The sequence below is a fragment of the Mucilaginibacter sp. AK015 genome (genome assembly GCF_014200785.1).
GTDB lineage: Bacteria > Bacteroidota > Bacteroidia > Sphingobacteriales > Sphingobacteriaceae > Mucilaginibacter.
In genome coordinates this window covers 1,672,871-1,694,072 of sequence record NZ_JACHCV010000001.1, presented here as the reverse complement: position 1 = coordinate 1,694,072, position 21,202 = coordinate 1,672,871, and the positions used below count along the sequence as shown (strand labels likewise).

Annotated in this window: 18 protein-coding genes; 6 read left to right on the top strand and 12 right to left on the bottom strand. The window is 44.8% G+C overall.

What is annotated here, in order from left to right; translation table 11 throughout:
- Nucleotide 1: 1 nt before the first annotated feature.
- Together HDC91_RS07430 and HDC91_RS07425 are read right to left on the bottom strand one after the other, a co-directional pair.
- Nucleotides 2-505, bottom strand: a complete 504-nt coding sequence (locus tag HDC91_RS07430) for a hypothetical protein (RefSeq protein WP_162431475.1) — start codon at nucleotides 503-505, stop codon at nucleotides 2-4.
- Nucleotides 502-1,788 carry an ectonucleotide pyrophosphatase/phosphodiesterase gene (locus HDC91_RS07425; protein ID WP_183549998.1) on the bottom strand — a complete coding sequence of 429 codons (1,287 nt, stop codon included), beginning with the start codon at nucleotides 1,786-1,788 and terminating at the stop codon, nucleotides 502-504. Before HDC91_RS07425 ends, HDC91_RS07430 begins: the two co-directional genes overlap by 4 nt.
- Nucleotides 1,789-2,103: 315 nt before the next feature.
- Here HDC91_RS07425 and HDC91_RS07420 point away from each other — a divergent pair, with 315 nt between their 5' ends.
- Together HDC91_RS07420 and HDC91_RS07415 are read left to right on the top strand one after the other, a co-directional pair.
- The gene (locus HDC91_RS07420) at nucleotides 2,104-3,069 is read left to right on the top strand and encodes a glycoside hydrolase family 5 protein (protein WP_183549995.1); all 966 of its coding nucleotides are present in this window, start codon (nucleotides 2,104-2,106) and stop codon (nucleotides 3,067-3,069) included.
- Nucleotides 3,070-3,119: 50 nt separating this feature from the next.
- Nucleotides 3,120-3,581, top strand: coding sequence for a hypothetical protein (locus HDC91_RS07415; protein ID WP_183549993.1), 462 nt, complete (start codon nucleotides 3,120-3,122; stop codon nucleotides 3,579-3,581).
- Here HDC91_RS07415 and HDC91_RS07410 read toward each other — a convergent pair.
- The 3 genes from HDC91_RS07410 to HDC91_RS07400 all read right to left on the bottom strand — a co-directional run bounded on the left by HDC91_RS07410 (nucleotide 3,575) and on the right by HDC91_RS07400 (nucleotide 5,098).
- Entirely contained in the window at nucleotides 3,575-3,997 is a 423-nt protein-coding gene (locus HDC91_RS07410; RefSeq protein ID WP_183549990.1) for a BLUF domain-containing protein, read from the bottom strand. The two genes, HDC91_RS07415 and HDC91_RS07410, sit on opposite strands and share 7 nt — an antisense overlap.
- A gap of 70 nt (nucleotides 3,998-4,067) precedes the next feature.
- Nucleotides 4,068-4,829, bottom strand: a complete 762-nt coding sequence (locus HDC91_RS07405; RefSeq protein ID WP_183549987.1) for an MBL fold metallo-hydrolase — start codon at nucleotides 4,827-4,829, stop codon at nucleotides 4,068-4,070.
- A complete protein-coding gene (locus HDC91_RS07400; RefSeq protein WP_162433190.1) occupies nucleotides 4,826-5,098 on the bottom strand; it encodes a hypothetical protein in 273 nt (90 codons plus the stop codon). Before HDC91_RS07400 ends, HDC91_RS07405 begins: the two co-directional genes overlap by 4 nt.
- A gap of 171 nt (nucleotides 5,099-5,269) precedes the next feature.
- Here HDC91_RS07400 and HDC91_RS07395 point away from each other — a divergent pair, with 171 nt between their 5' ends.
- A complete protein-coding gene (locus HDC91_RS07395) occupies nucleotides 5,270-6,403 on the top strand; it encodes an acyltransferase family protein (protein ID WP_183549984.1) in 1,134 nt (377 codons plus the stop codon).
- 70 nt (nucleotides 6,404-6,473) lie between these two features.
- Here HDC91_RS07395 and HDC91_RS07390 read toward each other — a convergent pair whose 3' ends face one another.
- The 3 genes from HDC91_RS07390 to HDC91_RS07380 form a co-directional block, all read right to left on the bottom strand.
- Complete coding sequence (locus HDC91_RS07390; protein WP_183549981.1) at nucleotides 6,474-7,352, bottom strand: diiron oxygenase; 879 nt, start codon at nucleotides 7,350-7,352, stop codon at nucleotides 6,474-6,476.
- A gap of 59 nt (nucleotides 7,353-7,411) precedes the next feature.
- On the bottom strand, nucleotides 7,412-8,083 hold the full coding sequence (locus HDC91_RS07385; protein WP_183549978.1) for an outer membrane lipoprotein carrier protein LolA: 672 nt from the start codon (nucleotides 8,081-8,083) through the stop codon (nucleotides 7,412-7,414).
- 178 nt (nucleotides 8,084-8,261) lie between these two features.
- Nucleotides 8,262-10,832: a DNA translocase FtsK gene (locus HDC91_RS07380; protein ID WP_183549975.1), complete on the bottom strand. Its 2,571-nt coding sequence runs from the start codon at nucleotides 10,830-10,832 to the stop codon at nucleotides 8,262-8,264.
- A gap of 84 nt (nucleotides 10,833-10,916) precedes the next feature.
- On the opposite strand from HDC91_RS07380, the gene HDC91_RS07375 reads away from it, so the two are divergent.
- On the top strand, nucleotides 10,917-11,567 hold the full coding sequence (locus HDC91_RS07375; RefSeq protein ID WP_183549972.1) for an ankyrin repeat domain-containing protein: 651 nt from the start codon (nucleotides 10,917-10,919) through the stop codon (nucleotides 11,565-11,567).
- A 5-nt stretch (nucleotides 11,568-11,572) separates the two neighbouring features.
- On the opposite strand, the gene HDC91_RS07370 is transcribed toward HDC91_RS07375, so the two are convergent.
- From HDC91_RS07370 to HDC91_RS07355, 4 genes are all read right to left on the bottom strand, one after another.
- A complete protein-coding gene (locus tag HDC91_RS07370) occupies nucleotides 11,573-11,758 on the bottom strand; it encodes a hypothetical protein (protein WP_162431487.1) in 186 nt (61 codons plus the stop codon).
- A 180-nt stretch (nucleotides 11,759-11,938) separates the two neighbouring features.
- On the bottom strand, nucleotides 11,939-12,673 hold the full coding sequence (locus tag HDC91_RS07365; protein ID WP_183549969.1) for a DNA-formamidopyrimidine glycosylase family protein: 735 nt from the start codon (nucleotides 12,671-12,673) through the stop codon (nucleotides 11,939-11,941).
- A 126-nt stretch (nucleotides 12,674-12,799) separates the two neighbouring features.
- Nucleotides 12,800-13,660, bottom strand: coding sequence for a YitT family protein (locus HDC91_RS07360; RefSeq protein WP_162431489.1), 861 nt, complete (start codon nucleotides 13,658-13,660; stop codon nucleotides 12,800-12,802).
- Nucleotides 13,661-13,851: 191 nt separating this feature from the next.
- The gene (locus HDC91_RS07355; protein ID WP_183549966.1) at nucleotides 13,852-14,613 is read right to left on the bottom strand and encodes an NUDIX domain-containing protein; all 762 of its coding nucleotides are present in this window, start codon (nucleotides 14,611-14,613) and stop codon (nucleotides 13,852-13,854) included.
- 181 nt (nucleotides 14,614-14,794) lie between these two features.
- Between HDC91_RS07355 and bglX the strand changes: the two genes are divergently transcribed.
- Entirely contained in the window at nucleotides 14,795-17,104 is a 2,310-nt protein-coding gene (gene bglX / locus HDC91_RS07350; protein ID WP_304609458.1) for a beta-glucosidase BglX, read from the top strand.
- 858 nt (nucleotides 17,105-17,962) lie between these two features.
- Nucleotides 17,963-21,175: a TonB-dependent receptor gene (locus tag HDC91_RS07345; protein WP_221262122.1), complete on the top strand. Its 3,213-nt coding sequence runs from the start codon at nucleotides 17,963-17,965 to the stop codon at nucleotides 21,173-21,175.
- The last annotated feature ends 27 nt before the right edge of the window (nucleotides 21,176-21,202 follow it).

The following is a 21,202-nucleotide window of genomic DNA, read 5'->3' as shown; positions in this document are numbered from 1 at the left end:
ATTACAGCATTACCGGCTGCGAAGGCTGCGGGATAATAAGGTTATTATTAAAGTTTGGGAACAACTGTTTAACCGAATTGATGGTACGCTGGTTCATGTCCAAAAAGCTCCAGTTTTTGCCTCCATCATTACTTATTGCCAATAAATTGCTGGTGGCTACCATCCGCCCTCTTGAAGTTTTCATGATAAGGTGCTCGGGTATAAGGCAATGTATCTCGGTGCCGGCTTTGTAAAATTTGCCCGGCGAGCCGATGGTTATTTTCTCGAACGAAAAACCCTGCGATTTCATCTGGTTAATGCCTGCCGACATTATTTTTAGCATTTGCTCTTTCCCGCCGCCCAATGTAACCGCTTTGGGGTAAGTGTTAGCAATAACAGTTTTAAAGTCGCTGTTAAGCAAAGCTTTGGCAACCACGTCCGCCTGCCGTTTAACCGTGGCAGCATCCTGCGCAAAAAGGGATACAGGTAAAATAAGCAGTAAGGCTATCCTGAAAATTAATTTCATTTGGTTTTTTTATGTTTTTTTCTGACCAGCACCTTGTTGGCCAGATCGTCTGTGCCATCAATTTTATCGGTGTGTTTGATGCCTAATATATTGCTTATTAAATTAAATACCGAAACATTTTTAAAAGCGGGTATGATCAGGCGCTTTTTAAACGCGGGCCCCCAGGCATAAAAGCTTGCGTGCATGTCTTTAACAGCCGCAGGGTCGTACCCATGCCAGCCGGGGTTAATTTTTTTACTGTTCCAAAGGTTAAATACCCTGGGCACATGGGGGATAAGCAAGATATCGCCTATACGGTTATGCCAGTCATCGGCGGCGCCGTAATGTAAATGCGCTGGTATATTGGTTTTTAAGTACACTTCGTAATCCTTAGCCTCACGCTTTAGCGCGTTGTAAGTGCCATGAATGTCCTTTTTGTTTTTGGCGTAAAGCTCAACCAGGATACCATCCCCGGATATTACAAACTTTGAAGTATCAATAGCTGCCGGGATGCCGATGGGGTTTTGGTTATCAACCCTGGTCATTCCGTGGTCTGATACAAATACAAAATTTACGTCAAGCCCGGTGGTTTTAACGGCTTTTTGCAGCTCGTTCACTGCCGAATCTATAAATATTACTTCCTTTTCCGTCTCGGGCGATTCGGGCCCGTTATGATGCGCTGCATGGTCAACCTGCGGAAAGTAAAAGGTAATAAAATGTGGCCTGCTGGCGGGTGGAAGTTTCAGCCAGTTCACTACAGCTTTTATGCGGTTATTAATGTCTATCTTTTCGTTGTATACATAGTAGTAGGTAGGTTGGACGCCTTTTATTACGGCCTCCGAAGCCACCCAGTAAAAGCTGGCCGATAACATTTTCTGCTGCTCGGCAAGCACCCAAAGCGGCGCGCCGCCGTACCAGCTGCCATCGGCAACCTTATCCTTTTTGTTCATGGAGTATCTCTCCTTACGGTCGCGGTCGTAAAAAGTATTGTTAACCAAACCCGAGTGGGAAGGGTAAAGGCCACTAACAATGGCATAATGGTTTGGAAAAGTTACCGAGGGGTAAGATGGGATCATAGAGGTGGCGCTTACCCCTTCGCCCGCCAGGCGTAACAGGTTATTGGCGTGGTAGCGTTTGGCAAAATCGTACCTGAAACCATCAGCCGAGATCAATATTACATAGGGTTTCTTTTTTTGACCGGTGGTGTTTTTGCGGTTTGGGATCACATGTTGAGTGGTATCCTGACAAAAAACTTTTGAGCCGATGACGAGCAGCGCAAGCAGCAAAAAACTATATTTCTTCATGTAGCTATTGATGGTCAAAAATAGGCAAATAAGGTTAAGATAAGGCTATGTTAACGTTAATGTTGCAGATGGATACCCACCCGGTAGCGGGACTCACCCCGGCTTCGCTGCGCTGGCCGACCCTCTCTGCTGCGCAAAGAGGGTGAGGAGTCAAGGGCGTGGAGGTAACCCGGGTATTTTATTTGTTAGTCTGAATTTGTAAACATTTATATGGTTTGCGATGACCTGCATTCATCAATTTTTAACATAGTCTAACTGTTTTTTTGCAAAAGCATTGATAGGTTTATCTAAATATTTAATTTGTTGGGCATGAAGATGAAAGCTTTATTATTACTGGCCATCCTTTTTGTAAGCGCCGGCGCTTTAGCGCAAACACCTGTTGATTTGAACGGCGCTTTAACTGTAAAAGGAAACCAAATAGTTAATAAGAACGGTGTGCCACCGCAGCTAAGGGGTATTAGCCTATCGTGGAGTTTATGGGCCGGAAAAAAATATTATAATCCTGCGGTGATAAACTGGCTCGCCACTGACTTTAAAGCGACCATTATACGCGCATCAATGGGGGTGCAGCCCGATAGCGGTTACCTGCAGCAGCCCGCAGTTCAAAAGCAATTGATAACAGATGCGGTGGACGAAGCCATCAGGCAAGGCGTGTATGTACTGATAGACTGGCACGACCATAACGGGCACCTTCACATCCCGCAGTCAAAGGCCTTTTTTGCAGAAATGGCACAAAAGTATAAAGGTGTGCCCAATGTGATCTACGAAATATGGAACGAACCGGCACGTATAAGCTGGGATACGGTAAAAGATTACGCTTTGCAGGTAGTTACCGAGATACGTAAATACGACCCCGATAACCTGATTGTGGTGGGCAGCCCAAAGTGGGACCAGGATGTGGATGTAGCCGCTGCTAATCCGATAACAGGATTTAAAAACATTGCTTACTCTTTTCATTTTTATGCGAGCGACCCTAACCACCAGGATGGGCTGCGCGCCAAGGCCGATAAGGCTATTGCGATGGGCCTGCCCCTAATTGTTACTGAGTGGGGCGTGGGCGAATCTGACGGGAATGGCAGGTTTGATATGGCAATGAACAAAAAGTGGATGGATTGGGTAGAAAAGAACCGGCTGAGCTGGGTAAACTGGAACATAACCGATAAACGCGAAACCACGGCGATACTGCAACCACACGCGCCCTCAACAGGCAACTGGACGGCAGGGCAGCTAACCCCGGCAGGCGTTTACATCCGCGAAAGGCTGCGAATGCTTAATAAGTAAAATTACTGTTGTAATTGCCGGCTAATGCGTTTTAACACTTATATTTATGCATGGCACAGGGCAGGGGATATTGGGCACTACTTGCAGCACTAATACTGCTGGCCTGCAATACACATAAGCAAAAAATATATACCAGCGATTGTGCCACAGATATCACGTTTAAAAAGTTAAGTTTTCATACCCTTACAGACAGCATTAAACAATATGACGGGAAATATGTGGAGGTATCCGGCAGGTATGTTGAAGGGAAGCATATATCAGCCCTGGTTAACGACAGTACCTTTACAGATCACGGCAGCCGTCACTCGTTTTGGGTAAATTTTACGCAGGATTGCCCCTTATACCTTAAAGGTAAAAATACCGGCCTGTTTGAAACGGAAGACGGCGAGTATAAAAAGATAAATAACCGTAAAATGACCATTCGCGGTCGGGTAGATTTAAGAAAAAAGGGCTATAAAAACGCCTATATCGCCACAATTAACGAAGTAAGCTATCTTGAGCTGGATCAATAACTCATACTAAGCTTATTGCTTTCTATAAATGTTTTAAGCATTGTAACAGCAGCGCCCCCATCGCGCTTACCCTCAATTTTATTGGTCGACTTCAGGTAGCCGGCCAGGTGGGTGATATTATCGGCATTGGGCGTGTAAAATCCCATAGACCATTCCGGAAAATTTCGTTCGGTAATAGGTTCGTCTACTAAGGTAATTAAATTTTTATGCCTGGAGTCGGTTTCTATTTTCGACAGGATATGATCTACATCGCTGCTGTTCCCTTCAAGTACCTGTATAAATGTGCCTTCGCTGTAAAGCAAAACCCCTGTTACCTGGTGCTTTAAATTCATATTCCGGGCGCTGTTGAGCAGATTTACCAACTGCTCGTCTTCCATCAACTTTACAGCGGTGCTTATATAAACAATATTTTTCATAGCGTAAATAGTTCGCAAGGTAATATTTTACTTTGAATGAAAAAATTGTTCCTATAAATAAAACCAGGGGCTATATCTCTAACTGCAGCCCGTCATAAGCTAACTCAATGCCCGGCGGGAGTTCTTTACTGATAGCGGCGTGCCTGCCCAAACGGTGGCTGATGTGGGTAAAATAGGTTTTTTCGGCATTAATTTCCTGAGCGAAAGCTATAGCCTCTTCTAAGGTAAAATGCGAAATATGGTTCTCCTTTTGCAAAGCATTTATTACCAATATTTTCGATCCCCGTATTTTAGCCACCTCGCTGCCGGTTATTGTTTTGGCATCGGTTATATAGGTAAAGTCCTTTATCCGGAATCCTTTTACCGGCAGTTTGTAGTGCATCACCTCGATAGGGGTAAAACGCACCGCGCCAACATCAAATGGCTGCAAGCCTATTGTATGCAGGTTTATTTGCGGGATGCCCGGGTAGCCTTTCTCATCAAAAATATACGGGAACTCGCGGCGCAGGGCCTTTTGTACCCGTTCGTCGGCATAAATATCTACGGGGCCCTGCTGCTTGTAATTAAACGCGCGTATATCGTCCATACCGGCCACATGGTCCTTATGTTCGTGGGTAAAAACAATAGCGTCAAGATGCATTACCTTTTGACGCAGCATCTGGTACCTGAAATCAGGCCCCGAATCGATAACTATCACCTTTCCGTCGCCTTCAACCAAAATAGAAGTGCGCAGGCGCTTGTCGTGCGCGTCGGCTGATGTGCATACCTCGCACTGGCAGGCTATAACAGGTACGCCCTGCGAGGTTCCGGTTCCTAAAAAAGTAATGGTCACAGCTGCAGGGTGGTTTGTTTTAACTGGTGCAAAAAGGCTACCTGTTTATCATCTAATAAGTTATGGTCTATCTCCAGCGTGCGTGCCAGTTCAGCTACCGATGCTATTTTACTTTCCAGGTTGGCAAATTTGTTTACCACTACAACGCGGCTGCTTTGCAGCAGGCAGGCGCCGGTTTTAAAATTACCTTTCTCGTACCTAACCCGGTAACCGGCCGTTTTTAACAGCATTTCCAGTTTTTCGAGGGTGTGGTTAGTAATGGTGAGCATCTTTTCAAAAATAGTAACATTTAGCATTACAGCGGTAAATTGTTGTAAATTGTATAAAAGCAACTTATTAAATAAATTTATAAAGATGTATTATGTTTTGTATTTAGGTTTATTTAATTACTATATTGGTACACCAAAAATTCCCTGAATAATTTAACCAATTCACAAATTATGAATTCAAAGTCCGAACGGTTCCTTTCGCTGGATGTGTTTCGCGGAATGACGATTGTTTTTATGATCATTGTAAACACCCCGGGCAGCGGCGCCGCACCTTTTGCACCGCTTGAACATGCCGCCTGGTTTGGCTTTACCCCAACCGACCTGGTGTTTCCATCATTTTTGTTCGCGGTGGGCAATGCCATGAGTTTTACGATGAAAAAGTTTGACGGACTTAGCACCGGTACCGTTTTATACAGGATTTTGAAGCGCGGGCTGCTTATTTTTTTAATCGGTTACCTTATGTACTGGTTTCCGTTTGTTGACCACGGCGCAACCGGCTGGACATTCAGGCCTTTTAGCAGCACCCGGGTTATGGGTGTGCTGCAACGCATCGGGCTTTGCTACATTTTTGCCTCGCTGATCATCTACTTTGTTAAAAATAAAACAACGGTTATTATAATAAGTGTGTTGCTATTGGTGGGTTACCAGCTGTTATTGCTCGCTTATGGCGATCCTAACGCCCCTTACGCTATGCTTACCAACGCGGGCACCTATCTTGATAAATATTTACTCGGCGATAGCCACCTTTACCATGGCGAGGGCGTAGCCTTTGATCCCGAGGGCATCCTGAGCACTTTGCCGGCCATTGTAAATGTTATAGTGGGTTACTACGCGGGCAAGTTTATACAGGAAAAGGGCAAAGGTTACGAAACCATTGCACGGCTATCCTTAATGGGCGCTGTGTTCATCTTCATCGCGCTAACCTGGAATATGAGCTTCCCGATAGGCAAAAAATTATGGACAAGCCCCTTTACGCTGTTAACTACCGGTATAGATATGATCATGATATCGGCACTGATATACGCGGTTGAGGTGCGCGCCTGGAATAAATTTAAGTGGACCTCTTTTTTTACAACCGTGGGGAAAAACCCGCTGGCTATTTATATCCTTTCGGAGGTATTGATCATTGCTTTCTGGATGATCAAAATAGGGGATAAAAACCTGGTAGGATGGATAAACGATGCGTTTTACCAAAAGATAGCGCCCGGCCCTATTGGCTCGCTGCTTTTTGCCATCAGCTATATGATGATATGCTGGTGCGTTGGTAAGCTGCTGGAAAAGAAAGACGTTTATATCAGGGTGTAAGGCGGTGTCAGATCATCTGAAATTACAGTACTTTAAAATAAAAGGCCGGTATACATCCCGGCCTTCTATTTTACACCTTCGCCTTTAACAACAACCGCCATGCCCAGCGGGTAGCGTTGTTGAAACCGCCCCAACTGTCTACAAATTCGATGATCTGGCCCAGGCAGTTTTGGGTAAATTTGGTGCGGTAATTTTGTTGCGCTTGTTTAAATACTGCACCCGGGTTAGCCAGGCCAATGCGCTCATAAATCTCCTTGCGTATATACATGGTACGCACAAAATAAATATTCATCAATATCACAAAGCTGTAAAGCGTTTTTTTGATATACCCTGCTTCGGCAGTGTAGCTTTGCAGCAGGCCTTTTGTGAAAAGGATATGCCGCCCTTCTTCAATATTGTGCAGCTCGAACACTTTACGTATCACCTTATAAATTTCGGGGGCGCGGCGTGCATAGTTGCCGTAAACATCGGTTATCAATTCAACCGCTAAGCTGCCCATAAACAAATAATCGGCAGGAAGGTATCTGGTACTCACCCTTCCCGCAAAACTGTGCGCGGGTGTTTGCAAAAGCGGGATACCCTTTAACCGCGTAATTGCTTGGGCAAACATTTCCTGGTGCCGGTATTCTTCAATTATTTCCCTTATTAAAAAACGGTGCTCGGGGCTATCAGTGGGCAACTGTAATGCATACCTCGACATAAATACGCAAAACAGCGCTTCGCCCCAGCCATAAGAGTAGAGCACCTGCACAATCTCGTGGCGCCCAAGGTCTTTTTTCTGCTGAGGGGTAAGGGTATCGTACACGGGCAGGCCGTGTAAGGAGGTAAGCGCTTCCGGCAGGTACAGATCATCCTGCAGCGGGTCTTCCTGCCAGGGCACGTAAGTTTCGGGCATCAGCGGCCGCTCCTTGCTTATTTTTATTAACCGCTCTATTTCATCTGCCTTCATAACGTTATTACGAAAATAGCAACATAAAAGACAGCAGCAGGTTTTACAAAAAGCAGCAGTTACCTCAGGTCAACCACCTCTACACCAGGATATGCCTTTTTATTAAAGGCGAACGTAGCATCTGTAACTTTGTAGTTAGGGGTAAAGGTGCGCAGCGTGTAAGTGTACTTACTGCCGTTTTTGTCAAAGATCTGGGCGCTATAAAGCTGGTTTTTTGCCTTATCTATCATTAGCCTGACCTTGAAATAATTTTTCTGGCCATCTTCGGGTGTCAGGTCAACCACCTGGTATATTCTGCCCGCGATTTTTTGCTGGCCGGTGTAAATGTATTTATACCCTTTCTCGTATATGGTAAATATCTTTGCCGGGTTAAAACCTTCATCGCTGTTATCGGCAACGTTTAACTGCACCTCGTTGGCATCCTTTAAAAAAGTCCATTGATTTTTTCCATCGCTTATGATCTCCTGGGCAACTGTCTTTTTACCGGGGGCATAAACGGTAACCTTGTACTTGTTTACCTTTGAGCGCGATACAAGCGTGCCTGTTTGCGTTTGTTTTACATTTGCCTGCTCGTTATCAATGGTTAAGGTAAAATCGGTTTTAACGGCATCGTAAGTGCGGTATTGTTTGCTCAGCCTGTTCAGTATAACCTTTGCATCGGCATCTTTCTGCGCAAACGCGCTTGCAACCGTAAGGGTAGATAATATTATGTAGATGAATAATTTTTTCATGCTTGTTTTAGTTTGATAGTTAGTAGCGAATTTAATGCCAACACGTCGTTGCGAGGAACGAAGCAATCTCCGGATAGAAAAGTTGCCAATACGCAAGGCGAATAAGCATAGTTACGAGATTGCTTCATTCCTCGCAATTACGATGTTTAAAGTTTAGAGTGTTGTAAACTAAATTAGTTTAATCGCGGGGTTTTTGCAGCTCTTCAAGCGCCCGCTCCAGGCTGTACTCGTCGGGATAAAGTACATCCCGGGCCTTGCTGCCCTCAAAAGGCCCCACAATGCCGGCGGCTTCCAATTGGTCGATGATGCGGCCTGCACGGTTGTAACCCAGTTTCATTTTACGCTGTATAAGCGATGTTGAACCTTGCTGGTGCAGAACAATAAGCCTTGCAGCATCCTCAAACATCGGGTCGCGGTCGTCCGGGTCAAAATCTTTGGGGCTGCTGCCTGCTTCACCCTCGCCAATATACTCGGGCAGGAACATGGCGGAAGGATAGCCCCGCTGGTTGCCAATATAATCGGATATGCGCTCCACTTCAGGCGTATCTACAAAGGCGCATTGCAGGCGTATCAGGTCGCTGCCGGTTGATAACAGCATATCCCCCCGACCGATCAGCTGGTCGGCACCGCCGGCATCCAGTATGGTGCGCGAATCTATCTTCGATAACACCCTGAAGGCCAAACGCGCCGGGAAGTTAGCTTTAATAGTGCCTGTAATAACATTAACCGAAGGCCTTTGGGTAGCAATAACCAGGTGAATACCTACCGCACGGGCAAGCTGCGCAATACGCGCAATGGGCTGCTCTACCTCTTTACCGGCGGTCATCATCAGGTCGGCAAATTCATCAATTACCAGTACAATAAAGGGCAGGTAGCGGTGTTTCTCAGGGTCGCTTATTTTGCGGTTGATGAATTTGGTATTATACTCTTTCAGGTTACGCACCTGCGCGTCTTTTAGCAGGTCGTAACGCTGGTCCATCTCGATACAAAGCGAGTTCAGTGTATTTACTACCTTTTTGGTATCAGTGATAATAGCGTCGGCCTCATCGGGCAGTTTGGCTAAAAAGTGCCTCTCTATCTTACGGAAAAGCGTCAGCTCTACCTTTTTAGGGTCAACCAGTACAAATTTAAGTTCGGCAGGGTGCTTTTTATACAGCAGGGAAACCAGTATGGCATTAATACCAACAGATTTACCCTGGCCGGTGGCGCCCGCAACCAATAAGTGCGGCATTTTGGCCAGGTCGGCGATAAATACTTCGTTTGATATGGTCTTACCAAGGGCAATGGGCAGGTCCATGGCGTTGTTCTGCCATTTTTCGGTGGCTAGGATCGACCGCATGGAAACCATCTCGGGGTTTTGGTTTGGTACCTCGATGCCGATAGTGCCCTTGCCCGGCATAGGGGCTATAATACGGATACCCAAAGCAGCTAAACTCAGGGCGATATCATCCTCAAGGTTTTTAATTTTTGAGATACGCACACCAGGCGCGGGGATAATTTCGTAAAGGGTAACGGTTGGCCCTATGGTTGCCTTTATCTTATCTATCTCGATATTGTAATGGTTTAGGGTTTCAACAATTTTGTTTTTGTTGGCTTCCAGTTCTTCGGCATTTACCGCGATTTTTGCTGCGCCGTAATTTTCTAACAGATCTATACCGGGATATTTATAACTGGCCAGTTCCAGCTTGTGATCATAAGTGCCAAACTGTTCAACCAGGCTTTTAGCTTTATCATCGTCGCTTTTTTCGATGTTCAGGATAGGGGTAGGGCGTTCCTTGTCAATGGTAAGCGGTATCTCTGTTTCCTCTTCGGGCTCGTGGTTGCTGGTATCCGGCCGCAAAACCACCGGCTCATGAAACACGGGGTTTTGCTGTAAAGGCTCCTGTTTAAGGGGCTCGGTAGTTACTACAGGCTGGTTGGCCAGCATATCTTTAACGCGGTTGCCGTTACGCGGCCACTCTACCGGCAACGAAATTTCTTCGTCAATAAGTTCTACCGGCTCGGGCGATACCTCATCCACAACCGCCGGTGCAAGCTTTTCTTTCCGCTGCGGCAGTTTAAAATCAATATTATACGCGATGATAAGTACGGCTAATATCAAAAATAGCAGGATGAAACCCGTGCCGGATTGGCCTATCTGCGCAGTTAATAAACGGTTTGTCCAGAAGCCGAAGTTACCCTCTAAATAGTGGGGTGCATCGGCTGCAACAAAGGCATGGAAAAAACCCAGCGTAACCGATATGAAAATGATGCTGAAAAACGTATAAGCCAGCATTTTGCTAACCGAAAATAATTTTATTTTAAACAACAGGCGGTAGCCGATTATAAAAAACACAAATACAAAAAGAAAAGATGCTATGCCAAACCACTCGTATATGAACTGGTTTGAAAGCAGCGCGCCGAACTTGCCCAGCCAGTTATCAACCATGGGGTTGTTAACCCCGTTTTCAAGCAGTTCTTTGGTGGTTTTGAATAAGTTGCCCCAGCCGCCGTTTGTTTTTGAAACGTAGCTCTGATCTTGCGACCAGGTGAACAGGTACGATGTAAAAGCGATAAGAAAAAAGATGGATAATACCAGAAATACCAGCCCTGCTATTTTTACCGCCCGGCCGTCGCGCAGGTCAAATATGGGCAGGCGCTCGGCAGTTTGCCTGGCTGGCCGCTCTCTGTCGGCTTTTGCGCCCGGTTTGCGCGGTTGGCTCTCCTCTTTAAAAGTATTTGATCTAAACTGATTTCCTTTCGTCGGCATCCTGTGTATTCGGCGTTTAATTGCCAAATATAAAGTTATTAGATTAAACAGTTATTTTTTAATTTTTTACTAATATTGAATTAAATGAGCGTCGAAAAACTGGAAGAATTTATTGCTAATGCCGATACAGATGCCTTAGACGCTTTGCTGACCGCTAACCCCGAGTTGGCTAAGGTAAAAACCAGCCTTAACGTATCGCCTTTAATGCTTTCATGCTATTATCATAAACCGGCCGTTACCAATATTTTATTAAAACATACTGATGATATCAGCCTGTTTGAGGCGGCTGCTGCCGATAGGTTTGACGACGTAGCCCACCTGGTATACACACATCCCGAAAGGATAAATGCATACGCCGACGACGGCTTTACAGCCCTGGGCCTGGCCTGCTATTTTGGGCGCTTTGATGTTGCCCGTTACCTGGTGTTAAAAGGGGCCGATGTTAACCGCCCCAGCGATAATGGCTTTAACGTTTACCCGCTGCATTCGGCCGCGGCAGGCAATTTTACGAGCACCGCCCGCATGCTGATAGAGAACGGTGCCGATGTAAACGTAAGGCAGGCTGCAGGCAGCACACCACTGCATGCGGCCGCTCAAAATGGCAACCCGGAACTGCTGATCTTGCTCCTTGACAAAGGCGCACGGGTTGATATCCGTATGGAAGGCGGTAAACTCCCTTCCGACCTCGCCCGCGAAAAGGGGTTTGACGAGATAGCCGATATCCTGGAAACCTGATTATATTATTCGAACTGCAACTCCCATTTGTCTTCGCCGCCATCAACAACCCGAAAGATGGTTTTTTCTACCGAGGCGCCATCTATTGATGATTCAAGTCTTACGGTTTCATGATCGTGGTATTCATCTTCGCGGGGAACCATAACAGCGGTCATGTCGGCAGGGTTGCCGTTGATTTTTATTGTTTTCATAATTGTATGGGTTTATAGGTTTTTAACAAGATGATTTACAATAAGTTTGAATGTAAAAATAGGTCATTTCTAAGATAGAGCGAAATCTTGTTCGATATGCAATGTTTTCCGCCCGCCGCCCGGACAGGATTTCACCTCGTACCCCGTTCAAAAATGACAATTCGGACTGAACGTTGAGCATTACTGGTATTTAACCTGGCACAATTCGCAATAAAAACTTGCCCTGCGCGATCTGCCCGTATCTTTACTTATAAACGGCACATGGTTTCGGGGGCATTCTTTTTTATGATAGGCCTGCCAGTGCCTTTTTAAGGTGCCTTCTTTTCGTTGCTCTAAAAATTCAAAGCTATACAAAATGGTTTCGGTTATCAGTTCCTTAACCTTTTTGGGCGGCATTGCGGCTATAACGCTTTCGGGGTGTATCCGGCTTCTGAAAAGGGCTTCATTTTTTATGATATTGCCCACACCGGAAAATATCTGCTGATCCATCAGCGCGTCGCAGGCCAGCAGGCCCGGAATAGCTTTCATCTTTTTGATGGCCTTTTTGGTATCCCATGCCTCACTCATCACATCGGCCTGCCAGTCGTACACCTCATCAAGTGGTTCTTCAATCAATTTTAACTGGCAAGCGTAAAAGTTTAGCTCGCCATCTTCAAATTGCAGATGCAGGCGAGGCGATTTTTCGGTGCGCGAGTTGATGCGGTAGGTGCCAAACATCATCATGTGTATGCGGATGGTAAACCCGGCGAAGCAAATCAAAAAATGTTTGCCCCAGCTTTTAAAAGCGGTAATGGTTTGGCCGGTAAGGATGCGGGCATCAAGCGTACCATTGTTACAGCTTGCAGCTATTACTTTTTGACCTGTAAACGGCTGTAATTTTTCTTTTAATATCAGTATGCTTGGCCCCTCAGGCATGTTAACTGGTTTAAGTCCCCCAACTCCTTGAAGAGGAACTTTTAAAAAACAATTGAAGAAGTCATTGTTTTAACGGATGAACAGAAAAATAGAAAATATCGAACACTGAATGTCGAATGTTGAATTTTAATGCCCCTTCTTCCGCTTCAACAATCCGCCGGTGGTATCATCAACGCTTTGCTGCACTATAAAGGCGGCGGGGTCAATCTTCAATACCTCGCGTTTTAAAAGGGGTACTTCAAGCCGGGTAGCTACGGTGAAAATAATCTCGCGTGGAGAGTTGATGTGCCCATCCTTGCCATAGCCACTTTTACCCTGGTAAACGGTAACCCCACGCCCAAGCGATTGGGTAATAGCTATCCGTATCTCTTCGCCTTTGGCCGATACGATGGTCATGCCGGTGTATTGCTCTAAACCATTCAATATAAAATCTATCATTTTTGATGCGCCCAGATAGGTTAATATAGAATACAGCCCGGATTCTACCCCCAGCAAAAATACGGCGGCGGTAAATATCACTACGTTCAATATTAATATAACATCGCTTACGCGCACAACCTGTGCCTTTCTGCTTACCAGCAGCGCAGCAATTTCGGTGCCGTCCAACACGGCGCCGCCGCGTATAGCCATGCCAATGCCCGAACCAATAAACACGCCCCCAAAAACCGCCGTAAGTAGCTTATCATGCGTAACATCAGGAAAATTAACAAACGCAATACATAACGAAAGGCCTGCAATGGCCAGCGCGCTTTTAATGGCGAAGGTGACGCCAAGTTTACGATACCCTAAAAATAAAAAAGGAAAATTTATAACAAATATCAGTACTGATAAAGGAGTTTTCGTGATATCGGCTACCAACATAGATATACCGGTAACCCCCCCGTCAATAAAATGGCTCGAGAGCAGAAACCCCTTTAAGCCCATGCCAGCGGATAATATCCCAGATATAATAAGTAATGAATCGACGAATGCGCCCCTGAATTTCATAGTGCTATTTATACAGTAACCAATTAGATGAGTGGTTAAGATAGCAAAAAAATCAGCAGCGGTGACACAGATTAGTCACCAAAAATTTCACGCGCCTGATTGTTAGGCGCTTGCGGGTGTTCATGATGTGAGCGTGTGCTGAACGTGAACACTTGCCCAACACAGTCGCTTCAGGGGGGCAGGTTTATTGTTTACCAGCCGCTCTTTAGTCCTTCTTTCAGTGCCGCCTGGTATTTCTCCAGGTCGAAAGCGTACAGGTAGGGTGCTTTATGGGCACCACCTTTACGGGTTTGGTCCAGCTTGTTTAAAATACCGAAGCCTAAAATACGGCGCTGGAAATTACGGCGGTCCAACTTTTTATCCAGGATGGTTTCATACAGCTTCTGCAGTTCGGGCATGGTAAATTCGCGGGGCATCAGGTTATAACCAATCGGCTGGTAATTAAGCTGCAGGCGTAGGGTATCTAATGCCGTCCTGAATATCAGTTCGTGGTCGAGTTGAAAGGAGGGCAGGTCGTTAAGGTCGCGCCAGGTGCATATTTCAGAAAAGTCGTCGGGCGTGGGTGTCACATTAAAAAAATCAACTAAGGCATAGTAGCCTATAGATATAAAACGCTGGCCAAAAAAGTTTTTCTCTTCGGGCAGCATATCCTTATACATTTCGTTGTGCACTTTAGAGCGGTCGGGGTCGCCAAAAACATGAAACTGTTGTAAAAATATCTCGTCTATACCGGTCCGCTCCTTTAAAATTCGGTCGGCGGCCTTTTCAATAGGTTCCTCCTTGCGCACAAAGCCGCCAGGCAAATACCAGGCTTCTTCGTTGTTGCTTTTCAGCATCAACACCTTCATCTGCCCTTCATGAAAACCAAATACCACACAATCAATAGATATGTGGTTAAGGTACTTCTTTCCGGCTTCGGCCCAAAACTCTTCCAGCTCTTGCTTAGTTAACATTTATGTTATTGATAAAAATACTTTGAATGTTTAAATTTAATATTTACAATTGTGTACCAATTACACCATGTGTTAAGCATTATTAAAAACCAATAATAGCTAATAAATTTTTATAGTGTTTTAATAATGCAAAAATTAACATTTATTTGGTTTATAACCTTACGCCCCAAATATCGCATTGATGAAAAGATATTTTACCAATAAGCCAGTTGCTTACCTAAGCGCGGCTATGCTGCTTTGCCTGCCTTTAGGCAACGCTTTAGCTCAAATACAAAGCGAAACGGCAAAAATGAATGCCTTTGTAAGTGGTTTAATGAAAAAAATGACCGTTGACGAAAAGATAGGTCAATTAAACCTGGTAACAGGCGGCATGGCCATAACGGGATCGGTAACCAACAACGGTATCAGCGAAGGGGTAAAGAAAGGCAGCATTGGCGGCATATTTGGGTTATATGGCACCGAAAACGTGCGTAAAATGCAGGAAGCGGCAGTAAAAGGTACACGGCTGCACATCCCATTAATATTCGGCCTTGATGTAATACACGGCCACCGTACCATATTCCCGATCCCGTTAGGGATGTCAACCACCTGGGATATGGGGCTTGTTGAGCAGGCCGCCCATATTGCCGCTAAAGAGGCTACGGCCGAAGGGTTGAACTGGGTATTTTCGCCGATGGTTGATATTGCCCGCGATGCCAGATGGGGGCGTATATCTGAAGGTGCAGGCGAAGACCCATACCTGGGTGGTAAAATTGCCGCCGCTATGATAAGAGGTTACCAGGGTACCAGCATGAGAAATGCCGACGCGGTTATGGCCTGCGTAAAACATTTTGCGCTTTACGGCGGCGCCGAAGCCGGCCGCGAATATAATACGGTTGACATGAGCCGCCTGAGCATGTATAATTATTACCTGCCCCCATATAAAGCAGCACTTGATGCAGGCGCGGGCAGTTTCATGAGTTCGTTCAACGTGGTTGACGGTGTGCCTGCAACAACCAATAAATGGCTGTTGACAGATCTGCTGCGCAAGCAGTGGGGGTTTAAGGGTTTTGTGGTGTCGGATTACACCGCTTTAAACGAAGTTACCAACCACGGACTGGGCGACCTGCAAACTGTATCGGCCCTGGCCTTAAAAGCAGGGTTGGATATGGATATGGTGGGTGAAGGCTTTTTGACCACCCTGAAAAGATCTTTGCAGCAAGGCAAGGTAACCCAGGCCGAAATAGATCAGGCTTGCCGCCGGGTGCTCGAGGCAAAATACAAGCTGGGTTTATTTGATAATCCTTACAAATCTATAGACCCGGAACGCGAAAAGACTGAGATAATGACCGAGGCTAACCGTAAGGCTGCACGTGTTACCGCCGAGCACTCGTTTGTACTGCTGAAAAACGCCAACCAGATACTACCGCTAAAAAAATCAGGAGGCAGCATCGCCCTTGTTGGCCCGCTTGCTGATAATAAAAGGGATATGCTGGGTACCTGGGTAATTGGCGGCGAATGGGAAAAATCGGTCAGCGTAATGGAAGGGATCAAACACATCGTAGGCGATAATGTGAAGATCAATTATGCGAAGGGCAGTAATATTACCGATGACACGACCTTTATGAAGCGCCTTAATTTTGGGCCCGGCATGGTAACGCTTGATAAGCAATCGCCCGAGGATATGATCGACGAGGCTGTTAAGGCGGCAAAAAAATCAGATATCATTGTCGCGGTGGTGGGCGAATCGCAAAGTATGAGCGGCGAATCGTCGAGCCGGTCAGATATCAGTATCCCTGAAAGCCAACAGATGATGTTAAAGGCGCTTGCCAAACTGGGTAAGCCCATAGTTATAGTATTATTTAACGGCAGGCCGCTAACCTTAACCTGGGAAAATGATAATGCCGCTGCTATACTAAACGTATGGGCGCCGGGTACCGAAGCGGGTAACGCCATTGCCGAAGTGCTGTTTGGCAACTATAACCCATCGGGTAAATTAACTACCACGTTTCCGCGTAGCGTAGGGCAAATACCTTTATACTATAACCATTTAAATACGGGCCGCCCTTACTCATCAGGCCCTACCAAGTTCAAGTCGAATTATCTCGACATCAGTAACGATCCGCTTTATCCGTTTGGTTATGGATTAAGCTACACTAATTTTACCTATAGTAATATAAAGCTGAGCAAAACACGGTTAAAAGGTAGCGAAACACTTACCGCAACAGTTACTGTAACCAATAGCGGCCATTACGATGGCGAAGAAGTTGTACAGTTGTATATTACCGACCCGGTTGCAAGCATAAGCCGCCCGGTGCAAGAGCTTAAAGGGTTTACAAAAATAAACCTGAAGGCAGGGGAGCAACAGGATGTGAGTTTTAAGATCACTACGCAGCAGCTTAAGTTTTACAACAGCCAGCTTAAATATGATTGGGAACCCGGCGACTTCATTGTACGGATAGGTACAAGCTCGGCCGGTACAAAAAGTGCCGGTATTAAATGGGCTAAATAACCTAAGCGTGGCAGGGTACGTTTTTTCTTAAATTATTTTTATATAAAATATCATCCAATATGCCTTAATAATATTATTAAGGCATATTTTTTTTATACAAAGTGTGTAATTGTCTAAAAAATGGGTTGGTGTAAAATACCCGTATTCAGGTGCCGATTTCTAATATCATAAATGTAAAAATGACATAAGTTTTCTATGAGGTTTGTTTTATGCACCGAACTTCTTAAAAAAATAAAAAAAGTATTTTAAATTTTAAGAAGGTGAACGGGCTTTCACGGCTTTTATAAAATTTAAAAGAGTTTTTTGGTCGGAAAAAGCCTTTATAACAACATTTTTACATTGTTAAATTGTTACTTTCATGTGGTTTATATTAACAATACGATAATTAATTATTAACACAGCTTGAATATTGTTTAATAAATGCAGTGATAAAATAAATAATTAATAATTCTGTAAATGCAACTTGTGTAACCTGTACACACTATTTATATTAGAGCATTACCAATTATAAACTTTTCTTTTTAAAGAAAGGCGTACTGAACTTAACGGACAAAAAACAATAACAAACCTTTGGTTAGGGGAGTTATGTTGTAAACGGAATAAATTTTTAGACAGGATAGTGTAACTATATGATAAAACTTTTACAATTTTTTCTTTTTGATCTACTCATGTTTATCGGGCGCCGCCCGGCCTTTCAAAAAAGAAATCTTCAAAGTTTCTCTTTAGTTGCTATTTCCAGCAAACAGCCCAACAACCGAATTACGTTCTTAAATCAAATATATTAATCAACTAAATCTCAATCTCATGTTTAAAAGTTTACTCCTTAAAGGAAGAGCACTATGCCTGCTACTATGCTGCATGGTTTCTTCATTGGTAGTTACAGCTCAAACAAAGCACACCGGAAAGGTTACTGGCAGCGACGACAAGTTGCCTGTAGTTGGAGCCACTGTGCAGGTTAAAGGCACTACCATTGGTACACAAACAGACGTTAACGGACAGTTCAGCCTGAACGTTAGTCCGGGTACCGTATTAGTGGTATCTTATCTGGGTTATCAAACCCAGGAAGTTACTGTTGGCGCGTCAGAAACAATTAATGTTGTTTTGCAGGTTGGCAATAACACGTTGAACGAAGTGGTAGTAACCGGCTACACCTCGCAACGTAAAAAAGACATTTCGGGTTCGGTTACAACTGTGAATGTTGCGGCAGCAAAATCAGTGCCTTCTGTAAGTGCTGAAAGTATCCTGCAAGGCCAGGCGGCCGGTGTTAACGTTGTAACACAAGGTACTCCGGGTGGCGGCTCACAAGTTACCATCCGCGGTTTAAGTAACTTTAACAATTCATCACCGCTGTATGTGGTTGACGGATTGCAAACAGGAAACATCTCAAACCTAAACCCTAACGATATCGAGTCGATCTCGGTATTGAAAGATGCGGGTGCTGCTGCTATCTATGGTGTTAGCGGTGGTAACGGTGTTATCGTAGTTACAACCAAAAAAGGTAAGCAAGGTAAAACAACCATCTCTTACGACGCATTTTACGGTACTACCCAGCCATTAAGCGGTAACGTATTTAATTTGCTAAATGCCGATCAGTTTGAGCAATTGGTTGCTAAGGTTGACCCTGATAACGATTTAATGAAGGGTAACCCTAAAGGTAACAAATTCTACGATTACGGTTATCAGTCGGGCGCTGGTGCTAAAGGTGTATTTAACCAGGAGCAAGCCAGCACATTTTTGCCAAACTATCACTTGGATAACGATCCTGCAAGGGACTACCTGATCCAGAAGTTTGTTAAAGGTGCAGGTACCGATTGGTTCCACGAGATTTTCAAAAGTGCTCCTATCCAGCAGCACTCGTTAAGCGCAAGTGGTGCAAGCGATAAAAGCAACTACTTTATGTCTTTAGGTTACACCAACCAACAAGGTACGCTTATCAATACTTACTTTAAAAGATACCAGGCCCGTGTTAACACCACCTTTAGTGTAAAAGACCACATCAGGTTGGGCGAAAACTTAAGCTATTACTATAACAGCTCGCCTAACGGCGGCGGTGGTTTAGTTGGTGGTAACCAGGCTGAAGGTAACCCTATCTCTGAAACTTACCGTACACTTCCAATTATTCCTGTACGCGATATTGCGGGTAACTTAGGTGGTACTTATGCAGGCCCTGCCGCTTTAGGTAACGCACTTAACCCGGTTGGTATGCAAGAGCGCCAAAGCACTACCCATACCAACGAATATGGTGTGCAAGGTACTGTGTTTGCAGAAGCCGACTTCCTGAAACACTTTACAGCACGTACTGCTTACAGTGCTGATATCTACAACCGTTACTACTATAACATCGGTTACCGCCAGTATGATAGCGGCGAGGCCCATGGTGGTAACAATAGCTACAGCGAAGGTTCATCATACGATAGCAACTTTAACTGGAGCAACACTATCAACTACAAGCAAGTATTTGGAAAACATAATATCAGTTTATTAGGTGGTTTTGAGCAAAGGGGCTATACCGGCCGCGAGATAAACGCGCAGGCTAAAAACCTTTTCTCACTTGATCCTTTCTTCGCTAACATCCAAAACGGTCAGGCCGGTCAGACAACTGCTGACAGCCGGTTTAGGGATCTTAACACCATCATGTCATTTTTTGGCCGTTTAGATTATACCTTTAATGACAGGTATATTATCGGCGCAACTATCCGTCGCGATGGTAGCTCTCGTTTTGCAGCGGGTAACAAGTGGAGTACTTTCCCTGCGGTATCTGCGGCATGGCGCGTAACTCAGGAAGACTTTGCTAAAGGTTTAAACTGGTTAAACGACTTAAAGATACGCGGTAGCTACGGTACATCAGGTTTCAACGGTAACGTAGGTGTAAACAGTGCTTATGCAGCCTTTGGTGGTGGCCCGGGTTCATCATCTTATGCTATCGATGGTTCGTCAAATTCAGTTATCCCAGGTTACTTAAGAAACTCATTGGGTAACCCTAACGCAGTTTGGGAAACTGATAAAACCTTAAACGTTGGTTTCGATGCATCATTATTTAACCACTTGGATATTAGTGCCGAATATTACAAAAAAACAATTTCGGACCTGTTGGTAGTTGTACCTGTTCCTGCAACAGTTGGTACACAAGAAGGAGCATGGCCAACTGTTAACAACGGTCAGGTTGTAAATAGAGGTTTAGATCTTACCGCTACTTACCACGGCTCGGCCGGTGAGTTTACCTACTCAATTGGTGCTAACATCACCACTGTAAGTAACGAAATTACAAAGTTAGGTGCTCCGTTCTTCGCCTCAGATGTTCGTAACGGTAACGTAGTTTACAACCAGGTAGGCGGCCCAATTGGCGCGTTCTACGGTTACAAGGTTGTAGGTTACTGGAATACCCAAGCCGAGATAGATGCGCTTGACGCACAACAAAAACCAGATTTGTTTGGATCTGTGCCGGTTTACCAGGATAAAGCTGCTCCGGGCCGCTTCCGTTATGCTGATGTAAACGGCGATGGTCGTATCACCGATGCTGACCGTACCCAGATTGGTGACCCGACCCCAGATTTCACTTATGGTGTTAACCTGAACCTTGGTTACAAAGGGTTTGACCTTAGCGCTGTATTATATGGTTCACAAGGTGGCGAAATTTATAACAGCGTGAAATATTGGACTAACTTTTACGGTACTCAAACCGGTAACAAAAGTATAGACCTGCTGAAATACGCTTGGGATCCTGCTAAATCTGCAGCAGAAAACGCAAATGCAAAAGCGCCTATAGCTGAAAAAACAACCACTTTCAGTACTTCTGATGCCGTAAACTCGTACTACGTAGAAAATGGCTCATACCTTAAATTAAAATCGGTACAAATTGGTTATAAATTTGCGCCAAGCATTCTTAAGACTGTTGGTGTTGATCAGTTACGTGTTTACGTACAAGGTACTAACCTGTTTACCTCTACCAAATATACAGGTCTTGATCCGGAGCTTCAGGCATATGATGGCCGTAACAGCCAGGGCATAGACAGAGGTAGCTACCCTAACAACGAACGCAGATTTATTTTTGGCGTAAACCTTAGTTTCTAACAATAACTAACATAATATATAAAGAGA